The 17,789-nt window shown below is 62.2% G+C and carries 13 protein-coding genes, 3 pseudogenes and 1 riboswitch; of the genes and pseudogenes, 10 read left to right on the forward strand and 6 right to left on the reverse strand.

Going from position 1 to position 17,789, the window contains the following annotated elements; all coding sequences use genetic code 11:
* Window positions 1-15: 15 nt before the first annotated feature.
* From istA to HAP54_RS48565, 5 genes and pseudogenes are all read right to left on the reverse strand, one after another.
* A pseudogene (gene istA, locus HAP54_RS48545) lies at window positions 16-1,148 on the reverse strand (IS21 family transposase); the annotation flags it as partial.
* Between the two features lie 643 nt (window positions 1,149-1,791).
* The gene (locus HAP54_RS48550) at window positions 1,792-3,135 is read right to left on the reverse strand and encodes an IS1380-like element ISBdi2 family transposase (RefSeq protein WP_166298279.1); all 1,344 of its coding nucleotides are present in this window, start codon (window positions 3,133-3,135) and stop codon (window positions 1,792-1,794) included.
* Between the two features lie 272 nt (window positions 3,136-3,407).
* Window positions 3,408-3,611, reverse strand: a pseudogene (locus HAP54_RS48555) (short-chain fatty acyl-CoA regulator family protein); the annotation flags it as partial.
* A 9-nt stretch (window positions 3,612-3,620) separates the two neighbouring features.
* Window positions 3,621-4,685, reverse strand: a complete 1,065-nt coding sequence (locus HAP54_RS48560; protein WP_166204319.1) for an IS630 family transposase — start codon at window positions 4,683-4,685, stop codon at window positions 3,621-3,623.
* Window positions 4,686-4,704: 19 nt separating this feature from the next.
* On the reverse strand, window positions 4,705-5,952 hold the full coding sequence (locus tag HAP54_RS48565; protein WP_166298280.1) for a short-chain fatty acyl-CoA regulator family protein: 1,248 nt from the start codon (window positions 5,950-5,952) through the stop codon (window positions 4,705-4,707).
* Between the two features lie 133 nt (window positions 5,953-6,085).
* Here HAP54_RS48565 and HAP54_RS48570 point away from each other — a divergent pair, with 133 nt between their 5' ends.
* From HAP54_RS48570 to HAP54_RS48615, 10 genes and pseudogenes are all read left to right on the forward strand, one after another.
* Window positions 6,086-6,511 (forward strand): acyl-CoA thioesterase, encoded by a 426-nt coding sequence (locus HAP54_RS48570; protein ID WP_166298281.1) that lies wholly within the window; start codon window positions 6,086-6,088, stop codon window positions 6,509-6,511.
* On the forward strand, window positions 6,508-8,058 hold the full coding sequence (locus tag HAP54_RS48575; RefSeq protein WP_166298282.1) for an MmgE/PrpD family protein: 1,551 nt from the start codon (window positions 6,508-6,510) through the stop codon (window positions 8,056-8,058). Before HAP54_RS48570 ends, HAP54_RS48575 begins: the two co-directional genes overlap by 4 nt.
* 9 nt (window positions 8,059-8,067) lie before the next feature.
* Window positions 8,068-9,240: a bifunctional 2-methylcitrate synthase/citrate synthase gene (gene prpC, locus HAP54_RS48580; RefSeq protein WP_166298283.1), complete on the forward strand. Its 1,173-nt coding sequence runs from the start codon at window positions 8,068-8,070 to the stop codon at window positions 9,238-9,240.
* A gap of 10 nt (window positions 9,241-9,250) precedes the next feature.
* Window positions 9,251-10,186: a methylisocitrate lyase gene (gene prpB, locus HAP54_RS48585; RefSeq protein WP_166298284.1), complete on the forward strand. Its 936-nt coding sequence runs from the start codon at window positions 9,251-9,253 to the stop codon at window positions 10,184-10,186.
* A gap of 40 nt (window positions 10,187-10,226) precedes the next feature.
* A pseudogene (locus HAP54_RS48590) lies at window positions 10,227-10,900 on the forward strand (epoxyqueuosine reductase QueH).
* A 53-nt stretch (window positions 10,901-10,953) separates the two neighbouring features.
* A riboswitch (cobalamin riboswitch) is annotated at window positions 10,954-11,155 on the forward strand.
* 103 nt (window positions 11,156-11,258) lie between these two features.
* Entirely contained in the window at window positions 11,259-13,604 is a 2,346-nt protein-coding gene (metE, locus tag HAP54_RS48595) for a 5-methyltetrahydropteroyltriglutamate--homocysteine S-methyltransferase (RefSeq protein WP_166298285.1), read from the forward strand.
* Between the two features lie 59 nt (window positions 13,605-13,663).
* Window positions 13,664-13,861: a hypothetical protein gene (locus tag HAP54_RS48600; protein ID WP_166298286.1), complete on the forward strand. Its 198-nt coding sequence runs from the start codon at window positions 13,664-13,666 to the stop codon at window positions 13,859-13,861.
* 7 nt (window positions 13,862-13,868) lie between these two features.
* The gene (locus HAP54_RS48605) at window positions 13,869-14,918 is read left to right on the forward strand and encodes an aromatic ring-hydroxylating oxygenase subunit alpha (RefSeq protein ID WP_166298287.1); all 1,050 of its coding nucleotides are present in this window, start codon (window positions 13,869-13,871) and stop codon (window positions 14,916-14,918) included.
* Between the two features lie 95 nt (window positions 14,919-15,013).
* On the forward strand, window positions 15,014-15,607 hold the full coding sequence (locus tag HAP54_RS48610) for a nitrile hydratase subunit alpha (RefSeq protein ID WP_166298288.1): 594 nt from the start codon (window positions 15,014-15,016) through the stop codon (window positions 15,605-15,607).
* Between the two features lie 25 nt (window positions 15,608-15,632).
* On the forward strand, window positions 15,633-16,238 hold the full coding sequence (locus HAP54_RS48615; protein WP_166298289.1) for an SH3-like domain-containing protein: 606 nt from the start codon (window positions 15,633-15,635) through the stop codon (window positions 16,236-16,238).
* A gap of 136 nt (window positions 16,239-16,374) precedes the next feature.
* Here the strand turns inward: HAP54_RS48615 and HAP54_RS48620 are convergent, their stop codons facing one another.
* Window positions 16,375-17,718: an IS1380-like element ISBdi2 family transposase gene (locus HAP54_RS48620; RefSeq protein WP_166204320.1), complete on the reverse strand. Its 1,344-nt coding sequence runs from the start codon at window positions 17,716-17,718 to the stop codon at window positions 16,375-16,377.
* Window positions 17,719-17,789 lie beyond the last annotated feature (71 nt).

The following is a 17,789-nucleotide window of genomic DNA, read 5'->3' on the forward strand; positions in this document are numbered from 1 at the left end:
CAGATAATGCCAGGGATCGTAGATGATCTGGTCACGCCGGAAGTGGCGCGGATGGTCGGCGACCACCTCGTCGCCCAGCAAGACGACAATCCGTTCGGCATGGGAGCGCACCAGAACCATCCGGCCGGCGGCGCGCGCATCGACGCTGTAGCGATTGTGATCGGCCATGATCAGGCAAGTGGTGCTGGCCCTAACGGCCTTCTCGACGAACCCGTCGAAGGGGCCGCGAAGCTCCATCAGGCTCGCGCGTTCTTCCTGGAACACGTCCCAGATCGGCCGATCCTTGAACTCCGGATGCCTGGTTCGTTTGGCGTAGGCGATGCACTGATCTTCCAGCCACGCATTCAGCTCGGCGAGACTCTTGACCCGAGGCTTCGGCCGGAACATCTGGTCACGCAAGTTGCCAACCTGGTTCTCGACCTGACCTTTCTCCCATCCCGAGGCGGGTGTGCAGGCCACCGGGTCGATCAGATGGTGCGAGCACATTTGCAAAAAAAACGGCGGTTATACCGGCGCGCCTTGCCAACGAAGATCGCCTCGACCGCCGTCTTCATGTTGTCGTAGATGCCGCGCCGGCAAACCCCGCCATAGAACCGGAACGCCTTGTCATGCGCGTCGAACACCAACTCCTGAGTCTCGCGGAAGTAGACGCGCACAAACGGCATGCGGCTGTGCGACAGCTTCATGTGCGCCGCCTTGACCGTCAGCGGCAAGCCCTGGAGCGTGATCGTCTCGTGGCTCCAGTCAAACTGGTAGGCTTCCCCAGGCGCAAAGCTCATCGGCACATAGGCATGAGCCGGAACCCGGGCGCGTTCGTCGCGCCAGGACTTGACGAAGCGATGCACGCTGTCGTGCGCGCCGTCATATCCGCGCCCACGTAATTCCTCAAACAGCCGCTGCGTCGAGCGGCGTTCCCGCTTCGGCAGATTAGCTTCGGTTCCAAGGATCTCCGTCAGAGCCTCGACCCAGTCGCCAAGCTTAGGCGTCGGCTGAACGCCCCGCGCGTATTTGAACTCGGTCTTGTGGCCCCGAATGACCTTGCGCACCGTCGCGCGCGATACCAAAAGCGTGCGCACTATCTCCTTGATGGAGCGGTCCTGCTCGAAATAGGCGCGCCGTATCTCGCCGATCTTGTCCACGCCAATCATCCCCATCAGCCCTTCCCGGCTGACTGAGGCCAAAGGGAAGGACGCTGACACACAACGTCAAAGGGGGGTCTTTATTGGACGCGAAAACCGCCCCTCAGGGGGTCATTATTGCAAGCGAATTTACAGCAATTCGTCGACGCTGAGTCGCGCTGGCGCTGCTTCCAGTCGCGGGGTCAGAGGCGTCAGCGAAATTTGCGCGGCACCCAGAGATGCGACGCGCTGTCTTGGCTCCGCCCACAAAGCCTTGCGGGGCGGGCTTGAAGAAAAGGGGCCGCATCTCTGCGACCCCTTGCCGGTTGCAATCTTACTCGTACTGAAATGTCAGCCCCGGCGAACCCAACCTAGAGTTTTCCACGCCTAATGTAATCCCGATAAAATACGGCGTATGCGCAAGACAGCCAATCGGAGGCCACACGGGGCGGGCGATCATCGGGCTACTTCTGCGTGGGGCCGGTGTGATCCTTTGAGCTTTAGTGCCCGCCCTATTCGTGAGAGTGCGGCTTTTGGGCCCGATTGATGCGGCCGCACATTTTGTCTGACGAGGCGCACAGGATCGCCTTCGGCTTTTCGCCGCCTGACGACCGGTACTTTGCAACGCGCTTGAGGGATGGGTTGGGCGAACGGGGGGCGGACGCCCCGCCGGTCAAGGACCGAGCGGCAGCAGCGCGCCTGGCAAGCCGCGGATCAGGTCGGCTTCGGGACATGCCGCGGCAAACGCAAGGCGAATGCGGCTCGTGGTCTCGACGACACGGGCAGCGAGTTTCAAGAGACGAAGACGCAGCGTCGCGAACTCGGCTGTGGCCAATTCCCGGGCTTTGGGAATCGCGTCGCGCACGGTCAGCATCAGCCAATAAGCGGCGGTGTGGAGAACGAGGCGGACTTGATTGGCGAGCGCCGAACGGCAGCTGGTGCGATCGGAGGCGAGCTGTGTCTTATGCAGCTTGATCAGATTCTCGGCTTGGCCGCGTGCGCAATACAGGCTGTCGTAGATCCACTCGGCCGAGCCGACATCGAGGCTGGTGACGACGAAACGGATGTCGAGGCCGAGCATCGTCGCCTCAATACGGGCGACGGTACGCCGTTCGCGATCCCAGGACTTTGCCTTGTGGCGCGTCTCGGTATAGCCGCGCAGAACCGGCAGGTTCTCGATGGCGCGTCGCGTGCGGATGTCGTCGGCGGCCTCGTCGAGTTTTCTGGCGAGCGGCTTGGTGCCGGACAGACCGAAGATGTAGTCGATGCCGTTGGTCTCGCACCACGCCATTGCCTCCGGCCGGGCATAGTGCCCGTCGCCACGGAACGTAATTCGCGTGTTGTGCCACCGCGTCCGGATATGCCGTATCAGGCGGCGCAGGTGGGCACGCACCTCGACGCCGCCCGGCGTCTTGCCGGGCCGCAGCACGACCGCCACGGGCCGGCTCTTCTCCGTGTCGTAGACGTGGATCGGCAGGAAGCAGCGTTCGTCATAATGAGCGTTGAACAGCGAGAGCTGCTGATGGCCGTGGACGACATCGCAGGTATCATCGATGTCGAGCGTGACGGATGCCGGCTCGCGCGGGTAGCTATCCATCCATGCGTCGACCAAAGTGTAGGTCAGTCGGATCACGTCGCGCAGGCGCGGAGCATTCTCCAGCCGCGACAGCGTCGGTTGGGAACACAGATCGCGACCCGTGTCCGGCAGCCGTCCGCAGGCCAGCTTGAATGCCGGATCGGACCGCAGATGATCGAGGTCGTCGGCGTCCTCGTAGCCGCAGCAGATCGCGAACATGCGCGCGCGGAACATATCGACAAGGCTGTGCACGACCCGCGTCGGATCGCGCCGATCCGGGAACACCCGGGCCAAATTGTCGGCCAAGCCGAGACGCCGCTCGGCCATCGCCAGAAGCATCACGCCCCCGTTCGAGGTCAGCCGACCGCCATCGAAGGCAGCTGTGACTTTCTTGGCGTGAGCGGCTGGAAACGAGAAGGGCAGAATCGTATCATCGGTCATGGCGGGCCTGGTGTTCGCGGCTGAAGGTGATGGGGTTGGCTTTGCAACCGAATCCTACGCCGCATCAGCGCTTTACACCACGCTCGCCAGCCTCTCAGGCGCACTCTGACGAATAAGACGGGTTAGCAAACTCTTGGCTCATTTGATATCGAATCTGTCACTAGCGACATCGCTTCCTCGTGTAGCGAGAACTCATGACTGCGATCGACCCGGTAATCCGCTTCACTTCGCCCAGCGACGTACCCCGCCTCAAGTCCAAACAAGACCGCGGTTCACGACGTCGCGTACGGCGCGAAACGAGACCGTGTTTCATCGATCTGAAGTGCGCGGCCAATCGGGGGAAATGCCCGCTGCGCGCATTCCGGACGTTCGCAGACCTTGCAGCCCATCCCGATCGGCGTCGGCACCGATGGATCAGTCAGGTCGAGCCCCTGCGAATAGACGACGCTTCCCGCGTGGCGGATGTCGCATCCTAGTACCCAGAATCAGAGCTGAGTGATACGGCGGCCTTTGAAACGGCGTTGACGGACCTTTTTCTTGGTCCAGACGAAGGGCTCGGCTCTGTCGTTGTATGCGTTGACGTAGGCATCGATGTGCTCCTGAAGCTGCGTGAGGCTTGTGAAGGAGGTGCCGCTGAGCGACTGCCCCTGCAAGATCGAAAACCATACCTCGACCTGATTGAGCCAAGACGCACTTGTCGGCGTGAAATGAAATTGCACGTTGGGGTGGGCCTTGAGCCAATGCTCGTTCTTCTTGTGGGTGTTGAGGTTGTCGAGGATGACGTGAAGCTTCCGGTTCGGAAAAGCCGCGGTGACGCTGTTCATGAAGTCGAGAAACTCGACGCGGCGTCGGCGTTTTGAATGCGCCGCGATGATCTTTCCGGTGGCGACTTCGAGCGCCGCAAACAATGTTGTGGTGCCATGCCGCTTGTAATCGTGGCTCTGGCCGGTCAAGGCGCGGCCATTGGGCAACTTCAGATAACCCTGCGCTCGCTCCAAAGCCTGGATCGAGGGCTTCTCGTCCACGCACAGCACAATGGCCTTCGCGGGCGGGGCGACATAGAGGCCGACAACATCGGCGGCTTTGGCCGTAAAGTTCGGGTCGTTGCTCTCACACCAGGACTTACGAGCCGCGAGGTCAATCTTGTGGCTGCGCAGGAACCGCCAGACATATTGGACGTCAACATCGCCCAGCGCCCCGGCCAGCAGGGGCCCGGTCCAGCGTGCGAACCCGTCCGGCGGCGGCTTGTCCAGCAGCTTCAGAATCCGCTTGTCGGTGGCCTTCGTATAGATTGGCTGCTTGCCCGGTCGCGGCTTGTCTTGCAGCCCTTCAAGGCCTTGGTCGGCATAGCGATGCCGCCAAAGGCTGACAATCCGCGGCTGGACCCCAACTTCCTTGGCGATCGACCGAGTGCTGCGTCCATCCGCCGCCAACAGAACTATCCGCGCCCGCTTCAAATCGCGCTGCAACGTCACCGGGGAGCGGCAACACGCCTCAAGCACCTTGCGATCTTTCCTCGAAAGGTGGACTTCTCTTGCTTCGGGTATCATCCCGACCTTGAATCACGACTCACGCTTTAAGAACAGTAGGTACTAGGGCCACGGCGAATGTTTTCGCGGGCGCCAGATATCCGCCTCGACCATGCGAAACGGTTCGCGCGATCCAGAGGTATGTTCGCTCGTCCGGCATTCGCGCGAGTTGGGTAAGTATTCTGCCTGGGTTGGCAAACGCTTCGTAGACATTCCAGAGCGGGCACGTTCCACCCACGCGGGAGAAGTGGAAATCGGTCGCAGACTGACGCTTTGAGATGTTACCGGCGCGATCGACCCGAATGAAGAAAAACGGAACGCCGCGCTCGTTTGGACGCTGCAAGGTGCTCAACCGGTGACAGATGGTCTCAAATCCGACGTCAAATTGTTGAGTCAGAAGTTCGACGTCGTAGCGCCTTCGCTCGGCCTGTTCGAGAAAAAACGCATACGGGAGCACCAGCGCGCCGGCGAAATAGTTGGCGAGGCCGATGCGGGCAAGGCCCCGCGCCTCCTTGCTGGTAAGACCGGCCTTATCGACCAGTGCCTGCAGCTCGCGATCGAACGACAGCATAGCGATCTGTGTGCCCAGTTGGAACGCGCGTTGTCCGGGCCGCAGACGTGACGACAGATGCAGCGTCCTTGCTTCAGCGTCGAACCGTCTCTGGGGCCCCGCAGCGATATCGTCGACGCCATCGATCACGATGCGCACACCGAAGTCAGTTTCGAGATGGGAAGCGAGCGTCGATGCCGCCTGCCCTGCTTTCAGATTGATCTTGAGGGCAATCTGCTCGGCGGCCTCGTCCAGTTCGGCGATGTAGTTGTGATTGGCGTAGAAGAAGTCGCGGACCTCCTCAAATGCCGTCGAGGGCAGCATGGCCGCATCCGCTTGCCTGTCTTCCCCAAGTCGCGTCGCCAGCACGGCAGCCTGCTCTACCGCCTGTCGCGACCTGCGATGCAGCCCCACCAGCGCGCGACCGACCGCTGGCATGTTGAGCGCTATTTCCCGCACTTCGGCGGTGGCGATGGTCTCTCCGAGGGATGGGTCGGAGAGCACTTCCTTGAGGTCGGACATCAACCGCGCCTCGTCGCCTTCGGCAAACATCTGTAGATCGAGACCGAAGGCCGAGTTCAGCGCAAGCAAGACCGGCAGCGTCAGCGGCCGCTGATTATTCTCCATCTGGTTCAGGTAGCTTAGCGAGATGCCGAGCTTGTCTGCGAGGGCAGCCTGGGTGAGCCGGCGCTCCTCCCGGAGGCGCTTCAGCCGTACACCCATGAAGGTCTTTTTCATGCCGGCGCCTTTGCAAACTTTGCAAATCGAGGAGAAACCTTACGCAAAACTACGCTTTTTCAGCCCTTTCGAGCGATGGACTTTGCAGATATTGCGAAGTCTCTGCTGAATAGCAAGCCCTTTGGACATTCCCATGCCGGCACATGCTCTCAAGACCAGTCCCTCCGGTGAAACACGATTTGTCGAAATCGTGTTTCCCGACCTCGCCAATCACTACAACACGCTGTTCGGCGGCAATGCGTTGAGCCTGATGGGCAAGGCCGCCTTTGTTGCCGCCACCCGTCGCGCCCGCCGGAACGTCGTCATGGCCACATCTGACAAGATCGAATTCCACGAGCCGATCCGGGTTGGCGAATTGATTGAGCTGATTGCCCGCGTCGACCGCGTCGGCAGAAGTTCGATGACGGTTGCCGTCGAGATGGTGCGCGAGAACCTGATGAGCGGTCAGCGCCAATCCGTCATTCGAGGAACGTTCGAGATGGTTGCCGTTGACGCCGACGGGCGTCCCGCCGCTATCGAACCAATAAGCCACCGCACGCCAAAGGAAGCCGTTTCGTGAAGCACCACAAGGTCCGTACCTACAAGTCCGCAGAACATCTCGACCGCGCCGATCAACTGGCGTGGAAAATCGCGTCCGTTGCCTCCGATCCGGTCCGAATCGAAGACCCCGTCGTCGACATGATCGGCAACCGCATTATCGACAACGCCGCCGTCGCGGCCGCTTCGATCGCGCGGCACCCGGTCGTCAGCGCCCGCGCCCAGGCCGAAGCGCACCCGCGACAGCCGGGCACAACCATCTTTGGCTTGCCGAGCAGCCAGAAGTATTCGCCGGAATGGGCAGCGTGGGCAAACGGCGTCGCCGTCCGCGAACTGGATTTCCACGACACGTTTCTCGCGGCCGACTATTCGCATCCCGGCGACAATATCCCGCCGGTACTCGCCGTCGGCCAGCATTGCGACGCTTCAGGCGAGGACCTGCTGCGCGGGTTGGCTGCGGGTTATGAAACCCAGGTCGATCTGGTGAAGGGCATCTGCCTGCACGAGCACAAGATCGATCATATCGCCCATCTCGGTCCGTCGGCAGCCGTCGGTATCGGCGCGCTGCTCGGGCTGCCGACCGAGACAATCTATCAGGCCGTGCAGCAGGCGCTGCACGTCACCACCACCACCCGTCAGTCGCGCAAGGGTGAGATTTCGAGCTGGAAAGCCTTTGCCCCAGCGTTCGCCGGAAAGATGGCGATCGAGGCGGTCGACCGCGTCATGCGCGGCGAAGGCGCCCCCTCGGCGGCATGGGAAGGCGAAGACGGCTTCATTGCCTGGCTGCTCTCAGGCCCGAAGGCCGAATACATCGTGCCGCTACCGCAGCAGGGCGAACTGAAGCGCGCTATCCTCGACACCTACACCAAAGAGTATTCGGCGGAGTATCAGAGCCAGGCGCTGATCGATCTGGCTCGGCGGATGGGCCCCAAGATCGGCGATCTCGCCGCCATCGAAAGCATCGTCATCCACACCAGCCATCACACCCATTACGTGATCGGCACCGGCGCGAACGATCCGCAGAAGATGGACCCGAAAGCCAGCCGCGAAACCCTCGACCATTCCATCATGTACATCTTCGCGGTCGCGCTCGAAGACGGCGGCTGGCACCACGAAAAATCCTACGCGCCCGAACGCGCGGCCCGTCCGTCGACCGTCGAACTCTGGCACAAGATTTCGACCGTCGAGGATCCCGAGTGGACCCGGCGCTATCACAGCCACGATCCCAAGGAGAAGGCTTTCGGCGGGCGCGTTATCATCAAGCTGAAGGGCGGCTCGACCATCAGCGACGAACTCGCGGTTGCTGACGCGCATCCGCTGGGCGCGCGTCCGTTTAAGCGGCCGGACTATATCCGCAAGTTCCGCACCCTCGCCGAAGGCGTGATCGCAACCGCCGAACAGGATCGCTTCCTCGCCGCCGTGGAACGGCTGCCGTCGCTGCGCGCCGGTGAATTGTCGGAACTGACATTCTCCGTCGACGCCTCACGGCTCGGCGCGCCTGCCAGCCACGGAATCTTCGACTGGAAACCGGACACACAGACCGCGGCGCGACGCGCGGCAGGATCATAGGAGGACACCATGACTGAAGTGAAACCCGCACCCAAGAAATCCGTTGCCCTCTCCGGCGTCGTCGCCGGCAATACGGCGCTTTGCAGCGTCGGCCGCAGCGGTAATGACCTGCATTATCGCGGCTACGACATCCTGGATGTCGCCGGCGTCTGTGAATTCGAGGAGATCGCCCATCTGCTGGTGCACAGCAGCCTGCCGACCCGCGCAGAACTTGCCAATTACAAGGCCAAGCTGAAAGCACTGCGCGGCCTGCCGCGCGCGGTGCTCAACACGCTGGAGCAATTGCCAGCCGCAGCCCATCCGATGGACGTCATGCGCTCCGGCGTCTCGGCGCTTGGTTGCGTGCTCCCGGAGAGCCATGACCACAACATGCCCGGCGCACGCGACATCGCCGACCGCCTGATGGCCTCGCTCGGATCGATGCTGCTGTACTGGCACCACTACGCCCACAACGGCCGCCGGATCGAAGTCGAGACCGACGACGACTCGATTGGTGCCCATTTCCTGCATCTGCTGCATGGAAAGCGGCCCTCGGCTTCTCATGAACGCGCGATGCATACCTCGCTCAACCTCTATGCCGAGCATGAGTTCAACGCTTCTACCTTCACGGCGCGCTCGATCGCCGGCACCGGTGCTGACTTGTATTCGGCGGTGACCGGCGCGATCGGTGCGCTACGCGGTCCTAAGCATGGCGGCGCCAACGAAGTCGCCTTCGAGGTTCAGAAGCGCTACGCGACCCCCGACGAAGCCGAGGCGGATATCCGCCGCCGGATCGAGGCCAAGGAAGTCGTGATCGGGTTCGGCCATCCCGTCTATACGATCTCCGATCCTCGCAACAAGGTGATCAAGCAGGTGGCGCGCGAGCTCAGTACCGAGGCCGGCAGCATGCGCATGTTCGAGATTGCCGATCGCATTGAGGCCGTGATGGCCGACACGAAGCGCATGTTCGCCAATCTGGACTGGTTCAGCGCCGTGTCCTACCATGCGATGGGCGTTCCGACCGCGATGTTCACGCCGCTTTTCGTGATTTCCAGAACATCGGGTTGGGCCGCACATGTGATCGAGCAGCGGCTCGACAACAAGATCATCCGGCCGGCTGCTAATTATGTCGGCCCAGAGAACCGCACCTACGTAGCGCTTGAAGCTCGGGATGCACCGGCTTCGACCGTGCGGGCGGCATAAGGAGACGCCAGTGCCATATCTCGTCGCATCGGAGCTGCCGAGGGAAACGGCCGGTCATCGCTTTCGCGCGTTGTTGCAGCGTCCGGGCATTCTGCGCCTGCCCGGCGCCCATAACGGCATGTCGGCGATCCAGGCACGCGAAGCGGGCTTTACTGGTCTTTACCTCTCCGGAGCCGCCATGACGGCGTCGATGGGCTTGCCCGATCTTGGCATCATTACCGTTGACGAGGTCGCATTCTTCGTCCGCCAGATCGTCCGCGCCTCGGGGCTGCCGCTTCTGGTAGACGGTGATACTGGCTATGGCGAGGCCCTCAACGTCATGCACATGGTGCGGACCTTCGAGGAAGCCGGCGCTGGCGCCGTTCATATCGAGGATCAGCTTCTCCCGAAGAAATGCGGTCACCTCAACGACAAGAAGCTGGCCGACGCTCACGACATGGCGGCCAAGGTGGCCGCGGCCGCGAAGGCGCGCCGTGATCTCGTCATTGTTGCCCGAACCGACGCCGCCGCCAGCGAAGGGCTCGATGGTGCCGTCGCGCGAGCCAAGCTCTATATCGAGGCCGGCGCGGACGCGATTTTCCCGGAAGCGCTCAACACCGCCGAGATGTTCCGCGCGTTCGCCGAGCGGATGCCCGGCGTTCCCCTGCTCGCGAACATGACTGAGTTCGGCAAGACGCCCTTTTTCACCGCGTCCGAGTTCGAGGAGATGGGTTATTCGATGGTGATCTGGCCGGTCTCGTCGCTGCGGGTTGCCAACAAGGCGCAACAGCAGCTTTACGCAGCGATCGCACGCGATGGCGGCACCCATAAGGTGGTCGACCACATGCAAACTCGCGCTGAGCTGTATGCCACCATTGGATTGTACGACTACGAGGCATTGGATGCGTCGATCGTACAGACCATCATTCCCGAAGGGATGCCGCAGCGGGCTATGGGCTCGAAATAGACCTTGTTTCTGAGACGCTATACGGGCGTAGCCGGAAGCCATGAACGATTTCGTCAGAGCGGTCCTCACGCCGCCGCATGGGCACAAGAAAGTGTTGCTGCATTCGTGCTGCGCACCCTGCTCTGGCGAAGTCATGGAGGCGATGCTGGCCTCGGGGATCGACTACACGATTTTCTTCTACAACCCGAACATCCATCCCGAACGCGAGTATCTGCTGCGCAAAGATGAGAACGTGCGCTTTGCGGAGAAACACGGCGTGCTGTTCGTCGATGCTGACTACGACAAGGACAACTGGTTCGCCCGCGCCAAGGGCATGGAGTGGGATCCGGAGCGCGGGCGCAGGTGCTCCATGTGCTTTGACAAGCGTTTCGAGCGCACCGCGCTATATGCGCAAGAACACGGCTTTAGTGTCATGACGAGTTCGCTTGGTATCTCGCGCTGGAAGAACATGGCGAAGATCAGCGACAGCGGCCAACGGGCCGTCGTGCCTTACGAGGGATTGTCGTCAGGGACAATACCTGGCGCAAGGGCGGCGGCTCCAGCCGTATGATCGAGATCAGCAAGCGCGAGGCGTTCTACCAGCAGGAATATTGCGGGTGCGTCTATTCGCTCCGGGACACCAACCAACACCGCCGCCGCCAAGGCCGCGAACCGATCGAAATCGGTACCCAATTCTACGAGTTTGAGGACAAGCCGCCGGTAACGGGTGATTGAGCAATACCAGGGTGTTTTTGATCACGGTCATTGACTGCGGTCGGACTTGACCTTAACTCCTGTGCTGTCGTGGTTCTGCGGGCTCGTTTGGCCCGGAGCTAAGAGGGAAGCCGGTTCAATGCCGGCGCTGCCCCCGCAACTGTAAGCGGCGAGTTGTTGTCCAACAAAACCACTGAGGCCCGAAAGGGCTTCGGGAAGGCCGGACAACAGCACTGACCCGTGAGCCAGGAGACCTGCCTCGACAACAGAACGTACTCGGGCGGGGTGTCTCGGTGGTGCGATTGCGACTCCTCGCGCCACCTTTCGCCCGGAGTCCAGGCGTGTCACGTGGCCTGCGCCCCCAACATCGGGGTAAGCCATGTCTATTTCTTCACTTCCCGTCGCAACACTCGGAACGCCGCGTATCGGACCGCGCCGCGAACTCAAGATGGCGCTGGAAAGCTTCTGGTCCGGCAAATCCAGCGAACAAGCCCTGCGTGAAACGGCGGTCGGCCTGCGCGCCGCCAACTGGGCCCGCCAAAAGTCGCTCGGCGTCAGCGTCATCCCCTCAAACGATTTCTCGTTCTACGATCAGGTGCTCGACACCAGCGTGATGGTCGGCGCCATTCCGGAAGTGTACGGTTGGAAAGGCGGCGATGTGTCGCTGGCAACCTATTTTGCGATGGCCCGCGGCGCGCAAGGCTCCGATCACGATGCCAGTTGCGGCCACTCGCATCACGCGCACGGCGCGTCGCATGGCGTGCCAGCGCAGGAAATGACGAAGTGGTTCGACACCAACTACCACTACATGGTGCCCGAATTCAGCGCCGGCCAGATCTTCAAGGTGTCCTCCTCCAAGGCGGTCGACGAATATCGGGAAGCCAAGGCGCTGGGTTACAAGACCCGGCCCGTCCTGCTCGGACCGGTGACGTTCCTTAGGCTTGGCAAGAGCAAGGATGCGGCACTCAACCCGCTGTCTCTGCTGCCAGTCCTGCTGCCGGTTTACGTCAAGCTTTTGCAGCAACTCGTCGCCGAAGGCTGCGAATGGGTGCAGATCGACGAACCGTGCCTGGTGCTAGACGCAGACCGCGAAACCCAAGGCGCGCTTCAAATGACTTACGCGCTCTTGGCGGAAATGGTGCCGGGCCTGAAGATCATGCTCGCCAGCTATTTCGGCAGCCTGGGCGACAACGCCGATACCGCGCTATCGCTGCCGGTCGCCGGACTTCACATCGACCTTGTGCGCGCGCCGGAGCAACTCGACAAGATCGTCAGCGCCGCACCGAAGGTAATGACCCTGTCGCTCGGTGCGATCGACGGTCGCAATATCTGGCGCTCCAATCTTTCCGCCTTGCTGAAGCGGCTGGAACCGGCGGTCGCCAAGCTCGGCCAGGACCGGGTGCAGATCGCCCCCTCCTGTTCGCTGCTGCATGTCCCGATCGACCTCGGACAGGAAACCAGCCTCGACCCGGACGTGAAGAGCTGGCTTGCCTTCTCGGTGCAGAAGATCGCCGAACTGGCCACCCTGGGCACGGCGCTCGCCGGTGGCCGTGACAAGGTCGCCGATGCGCTGGCAACATCGGACGCCGCGGCTCGCTCGCGCGAGACGTCGTCGAAAATTCACAATGCCGACGTGGCGAAGCGGATGGCGGCGATCGACGATGCCATGCGCCGGCGCCAGAACGTCTTCACGAAGCGCGCCGGTTTGCAGCGCGCACGGTTCGGGCTGCCAGCGTTCCCGACCACGACGATCGGCTCGTTCCCGCAGACCACGGAAGTCCGCAATGCGCGGGCCGCCCATGGCAAGGGTGCGATGAGCGACGCGCAGTATGAGCAATTCCTCAAGGAAGAAACCGCCCGCGCCGTTCGCTGGCAGGAGGAAATCGGCCTCGACGTGCTGGTGCATGGCGAATTCGAGCGCAATGACATGGTGCAATACTTCGGTGAGCAGCTTTCGGGCTTCACCTTCACCAAGCACGGCTGGGTCCAGTCGTACGGCTCGCGCTATGTCCGCCCGCCGATCCTGTTCGGGGATGTTTCTCGCCCCAAGCCGATGACGGTCGAATGGTGGCGTTACGCGCAGTCACTGACCCAGAAGCCGATGAAGGCGATGCTCACCGGACCGGTCACCATCCTGAACTGGTCGTTCGTCCGCGACGACGTCCCGCGCAGCGAGGCGTGCCGTCAGATCGCGCTCGCGATCCGGGACGAAGTGACCGACCTCGAAAAGGCCGGCGCCAAAATGATCCAGATCGACGAAGCGGCCCTGCGCGAGGGCCTGCCGCTGCGGAAGTCGGAATGGAAGACCTATCTCGACTGGGCCGTCGAAAGCTTCCGAATCTGCTCAACCGGCGTGACCGACGAGACCCAGATCCACACACACATGTGCTACTCGGAGGTCAATGACATCATTGACGCGATCGGTGCCATGGATGCGGACGTGATCTCGATAGAAACGTCGCGCTCCAAGATGGAATTGCTGGACGCCTTCAAGACCTACAAATACCCGAACGAGATCGGTCCGGGTGTCTACGACATCCACTCGCCGCGCGTTCCGGAGGTCCGCGAAATGGCCGAACTGCTCGCGCTCGCGCGCAAGCGGCTGACCGACTCCCAGCTCTGGATCAATCCGGATTGCGGCCTGAAGACCCGCAAATGGGAAGAGGTGCGCCCTGCCCTCGTCAACATGGTGGCGGCCGCGCGTGAAATGCGGCACGCCTCCTGAGGCATGCTCCCGGAGCGCGCGGATACATCGCGCGCTCCATCATCTCATTGAGGTCACCGATGCGCTTCTGGATCGAATGTACGCGGCACAAAACGAACAACCCCGTCCACATCAACATCGCCCTGGTCGGCAGCATGTGGCGCGACGGCGAGCGAACCATCCTCGCCTTCGTCGGCGGCGATGCCGAGCGTGTCGAAGTCACCGAGACACCCGAACAGATCATGACCATGCATCTGGGACCGACAGGAGCCGCTTGATCAGGCAATGACAGTTGGAAATCTCAACGTTGAGGCAACCGGCTCGCATTCCGACCTCCGAAAGGTCGGATCCCATCCGGATTATTGGTACCCGATCGCGTGGTCGCATGAACTAAAGCCCGGCAAGACTTTCGCGGGGCATTTTGCAGGCGAGCCCATCGTGCTGGTTCGCCCCGTCAAAGGCGATGTGTTTGCGCTGGAAGACCGATGCGCACATCGCCAGGTTCCGCTCTCGAAAGGTACCGTTGATGGCTGCACCGTGCGCTGCTGCTATCACGGCTGGCGCTACGACGGCTCGGGCCAATGCGTCGACGTGCCCTATCTCGGCAAGGGCAAGCTGCCAAATGGCGTTAGGTCCTATCCTTGCTTCGAGAGCAATGGCATCATTTTTGTCTGGCCGGGCACCGCGCCGGCGGCCGATCCGCTCGCACAAATCGGGCACGCTGCCGAGCCGGGATACAGGAGCCGTCGGTTCGGCAAGATCGTCCGCTGCCACTACACCTTCATGCACGAGAACCTGATGGATATGAACCATCAGTTCCTGCACCGCCGCACCACGGGAAAGGTGACGCCTCGCTATCTTGCCAGCCGTAAGGGCGACGGTTGGATGGAGGTCGACTACAGCTTCGCTCGTCCGGATCAGAAGCCGCCGCTCGGCGAGACCGTGATTGTCGGGAGCCTGCGCGGCAGCGCCCGCACAGCGCGTGACCTCATGACGGTGCGGACGGACTATCCCTACCAAACGCTCCGCATGTGGACCCGCGATGACAAGCCAGTTTTGAGCGTGTGGCTGGGGTACACGCCCGTCGATGCCAAACAGCGCCGCAACCGGACCTTTATCGTGCTGTCGGTGCGTAAGCCCAAAATTCCCGGAGTGCTCGATCTGGCGTGGCCGGTCCTCGCCTGGTTCACCGATCGCGTCTTCGCCGAGGATTGCGAGATCGTCGAAATGGAGCAGGCCGCGTTCGACGAACAAGGTGCCGACTGGAATCAGGAGGTCTTTCCACCGATACGCGAGTTGCGAACACTTCTACGCGATTGCGGAAACCCGCGTTAGTTTGCCCGCCGGCTTCCCTGTCCCGAGGCTGGTAAGGGCGTGTCCATTGTGTCAATCTTGGTCGTCGTTTCGGACGTTAGTCGGAGGCAAGCCCCATGAATACCCAGTCCCGCCCGTCGCAAGTTGCCCCCGTCGAGAACCGGGGCGCCGCAATCGAAGCCGTCTTCGAACAGCGGGGCATGGAGCCCAAGCCTTTCATTGAGACCATGACCCATGCGGCCGAAGAAGAATGGGTACCGCGAAATGGCGGCCGGGTCGTCGCCAAAGCGTGGACGGATCCCGCCTTCCGTCAGCGTCTGTTTGCCAACGGCAAGGATGCCGTCGCCGAACTGGGTCTGAGCATGCCGGCGCACCATCGGCATCTGGTCGCGCTTGAGAACTCTGACACCGTCCACAACGTCATCGTCTGCACGCTGTGTTCTTGCACGGCCTTCACCATCATTGGCCTGCCGCCGGACTGGTACAAGGATCTCGACTACCGCGCCCGCGCAGTCCGCGAGTCACGCACGGTGCTGCGTGAAATGGGGCTCGACTTGCCGCCCGAAATCGAGATTCGCGTCTGGGATACGACGGCCGATACCCGCTACATGGTCATTCCGGTCCAACCGCCGGAGACGATCGGCTGGCCGGAAGACAAGCTGATCGAGATCGTGACGAAGGAATCCATGATTGGCGTCGCGCGGCTGTAATGTCCCCTGCGAAATGAGGTGAACGATGGACGGCATTCACGATCTCGGCGGCCGCCAGGGTTTCGGAACGATACGCTACGCGCCCGGCGCCCCGGCGTTCCACGCCGCGTGGGAAAAGCGAGTTAACGCGCTGTACGGCATGGCCGTCCGGCGCGGTATCTTCAACATGGACGAGTACCGTCATGCGATCGAGCGCATGCCGGCGCGCTATTATCTTTCGGCCAGCTACTATGAGCGATCGCTGACCAGCCTGCTGACCCTATGCGTCGAGAAGGGCATCGTAAGCCGCGAGGAGCTGGAGCACCTGGCTCAGGGAGCTGTGCCTCTTTCCGAGCCCAGCGCACCCGGCCGCACCAACCTGCCCGACCGCGAGACCTTTCAGCGGGGCGACCGCGTCCGCGTCAAGAACGACTTTTTCGCCGGACATGTCCGGATGCCTGGCTATATCCGAGGAAAGCCCGGCATCGTGGTCAGCGAATCTCCGCGATATCCGTTCCCCGATGCGCACGCCCACGGGGTAGAAGCCGCGGACGAGCCGACCTACGACGTAGCCTTCCGCACCGAGGACTTGTGGCCGAACTCGGCCGACTCGGCGCTAGCCCGTCCTATTCGTGAGAGTGCTTTTTTTTAGTCCGATTGATGTGGCCGCACATCTGCTCTGACGAGGCGCACAGGATTGCCTTCGGCTTTTCACCGCCTGACGACCGGTACTTTGCAACGCGCTTGAGGGATGGGTTGGGCGAACGGGGGGGCGGACGCCCCGCCGGTCAAGGACCGAGCGGCAGCAGCGCGCCTGGCAAGCCGCGGATCAGGTCGGCTTCGGGACATGCCGCGGCAAACGCAAGGCGAATGCGGCTCGTGGTCTCGACGACACGGGCAGCGAGTTTCAAGAGACGAAGACGCAGCGTCGCGAACTCGGCTGTGGCCAATTCCCGGGCTTTGGGAATCGCGTCGCGCACGGTCAGCATCAGCCAATAAGCGGCGGTGTGGAGAACGAGGCGGACTTGATTGGCGAGCGCCGAACGGCAGCTGGTGCGATCGGAGGCGAGCTGTGTCTTATGCAGCTTGATCAGATTCTCGGCTTGGCCGCGTGCGCAATACAGGCTGTCGTAGATCCACTCGGCCGAGCCGACATCGAGGCTGGTGACGACGAAACGGATGTCGAGGCCGAGCATCGTCGCCTCAATACGGGCGACGGTACGCCGTTCGCGATCCCAGGACTTGGCCTTGTGGCGCGTCTCGGTATAGCCGCGCAGAACCGGCAGGTTCTCGATGGCGCGTCGCGTGCGGATGTCGTCGGCGGCCTCGTCGAGTTTTCTGGCGAGCGGCTTGGTGCCGGACAGACCGAAGATGTAGTCGATGCCGTTGGTCTCGCACCACGCCATTGCCTCCGGCCGGGCATAGTGCCCGTCGCCACGGAACGTAATTCGCGTGTTGTGCCACCGCGTCCGGATATGCCGTATCAGGCGGCGCAGATGGGCACGCACCTCGACGCCGCCCGGCGTCTTGCCGGGCCGCAACACGACCGCCACGGGCCGGCTCTTCTCCGTGTCGTAGACGTGGATCGGCAGGAAGCAGCGTTCGTCATAATGAGCGTTGAACAGCGAGAGCTGCTGATGGCCGTGGACGACATCGCAGGTATCATCGATGTCGAGCGTGACGGATGCCGGCTCGCGCGGGTAGCTATCCATCCATGCGTCGACCAAAGTGTAGGTCAGTCGGATCACGTCGCGCAGGCGCGGAGCATTCTCCAGCCGCGACAGCGTCGGTTGGGAACACAGATCGCGACCCGTGTCCGGCAGCCGTCCGCAGGCCAGCTTGAATGCGGGATCGGACCGCAGATGATCGAGGTCGTCGGCGTCCTCGTAGCCGCAGCAGATCGCGAACATGCGCGCGCGGAACATATCGACAAGGCTGTGCACGACCCGCGTCGGATCGCGCCGATCCGGGAACACCCGGGCCAGATTGTCGGCCAAGCCGAGACGCCGCTCGGCCATCGCCAGAAGCATCACGCCCCCGTTCGAGGTCAGCCGACCGCCATCGAAGGCAGCTGTGACTTTCTTGGCGTGAACGGCTGGAAACGAGAAGGGCAGAATCGTATCGTCGGTCATGGCGGGCGTGGCGTTCGCGGTTGAGGTGATGGGGTTGGCTTTGCAACCGAATCCTACGCCGCATCAGCGCT

This window comes from Bradyrhizobium sp. 2S1 (assembly GCF_011516625.5).
Classification (GTDB): domain Bacteria; phylum Pseudomonadota; class Alphaproteobacteria; order Rhizobiales; family Xanthobacteraceae; genus Bradyrhizobium; species Bradyrhizobium septentrionale.

What these genes read in the sequence shown, in the direction of transcription:
- HAP54_RS48550 (WP_166298279.1), bottom strand. Translation starts at nt 3,135, where the DNA reads ATGACCGATGATACGATTCTGCCCTTCTCGTTTCCAGCCGCTCACGCC.
- HAP54_RS48560 (WP_166204319.1), bottom strand. Translation starts at nt 4,685, where the DNA reads ATGATACCCGAAGCAAGAGAAGTCCACCTTTCGAGGAAAGATCGCAAG.
- HAP54_RS48565 (WP_166298280.1), bottom strand. Translation starts at nt 5,952, where the DNA reads ATGAAAAAGACCTTCATGGGTGTACGGCTGAAGCGCCTCCGGGAGGAG.
- HAP54_RS48570 (WP_166298281.1), top strand. Translation starts at nt 6,086, where the DNA reads ATGCCGGCACATGCTCTCAAGACCAGTCCCTCCGGTGAAACACGATTT.
- prpC (WP_166298283.1), top strand. Translation starts at nt 8,068, where the DNA reads ATGACTGAAGTGAAACCCGCACCCAAGAAATCCGTTGCCCTCTCCGGC.
- metE (WP_166298285.1), top strand. Translation starts at nt 11,259, where the DNA reads ATGTCTATTTCTTCACTTCCCGTCGCAACACTCGGAACGCCGCGTATC.
- HAP54_RS48600 (WP_166298286.1), top strand. Translation starts at nt 13,664, where the DNA reads ATGCGCTTCTGGATCGAATGTACGCGGCACAAAACGAACAACCCCGTC.
- HAP54_RS48605 (WP_166298287.1), top strand. Translation starts at nt 13,869, where the DNA reads ATGACAGTTGGAAATCTCAACGTTGAGGCAACCGGCTCGCATTCCGAC.
- HAP54_RS48610 (WP_166298288.1), top strand. Translation starts at nt 15,014, where the DNA reads ATGAATACCCAGTCCCGCCCGTCGCAAGTTGCCCCCGTCGAGAACCGG.
- HAP54_RS48615 (WP_166298289.1), top strand. Translation starts at nt 15,633, where the DNA reads ATGGACGGCATTCACGATCTCGGCGGCCGCCAGGGTTTCGGAACGATA.
- HAP54_RS48620 (WP_166204320.1), bottom strand. Translation starts at nt 17,718, where the DNA reads ATGACCGACGATACGATTCTGCCCTTCTCGTTTCCAGCCGTTCACGCC.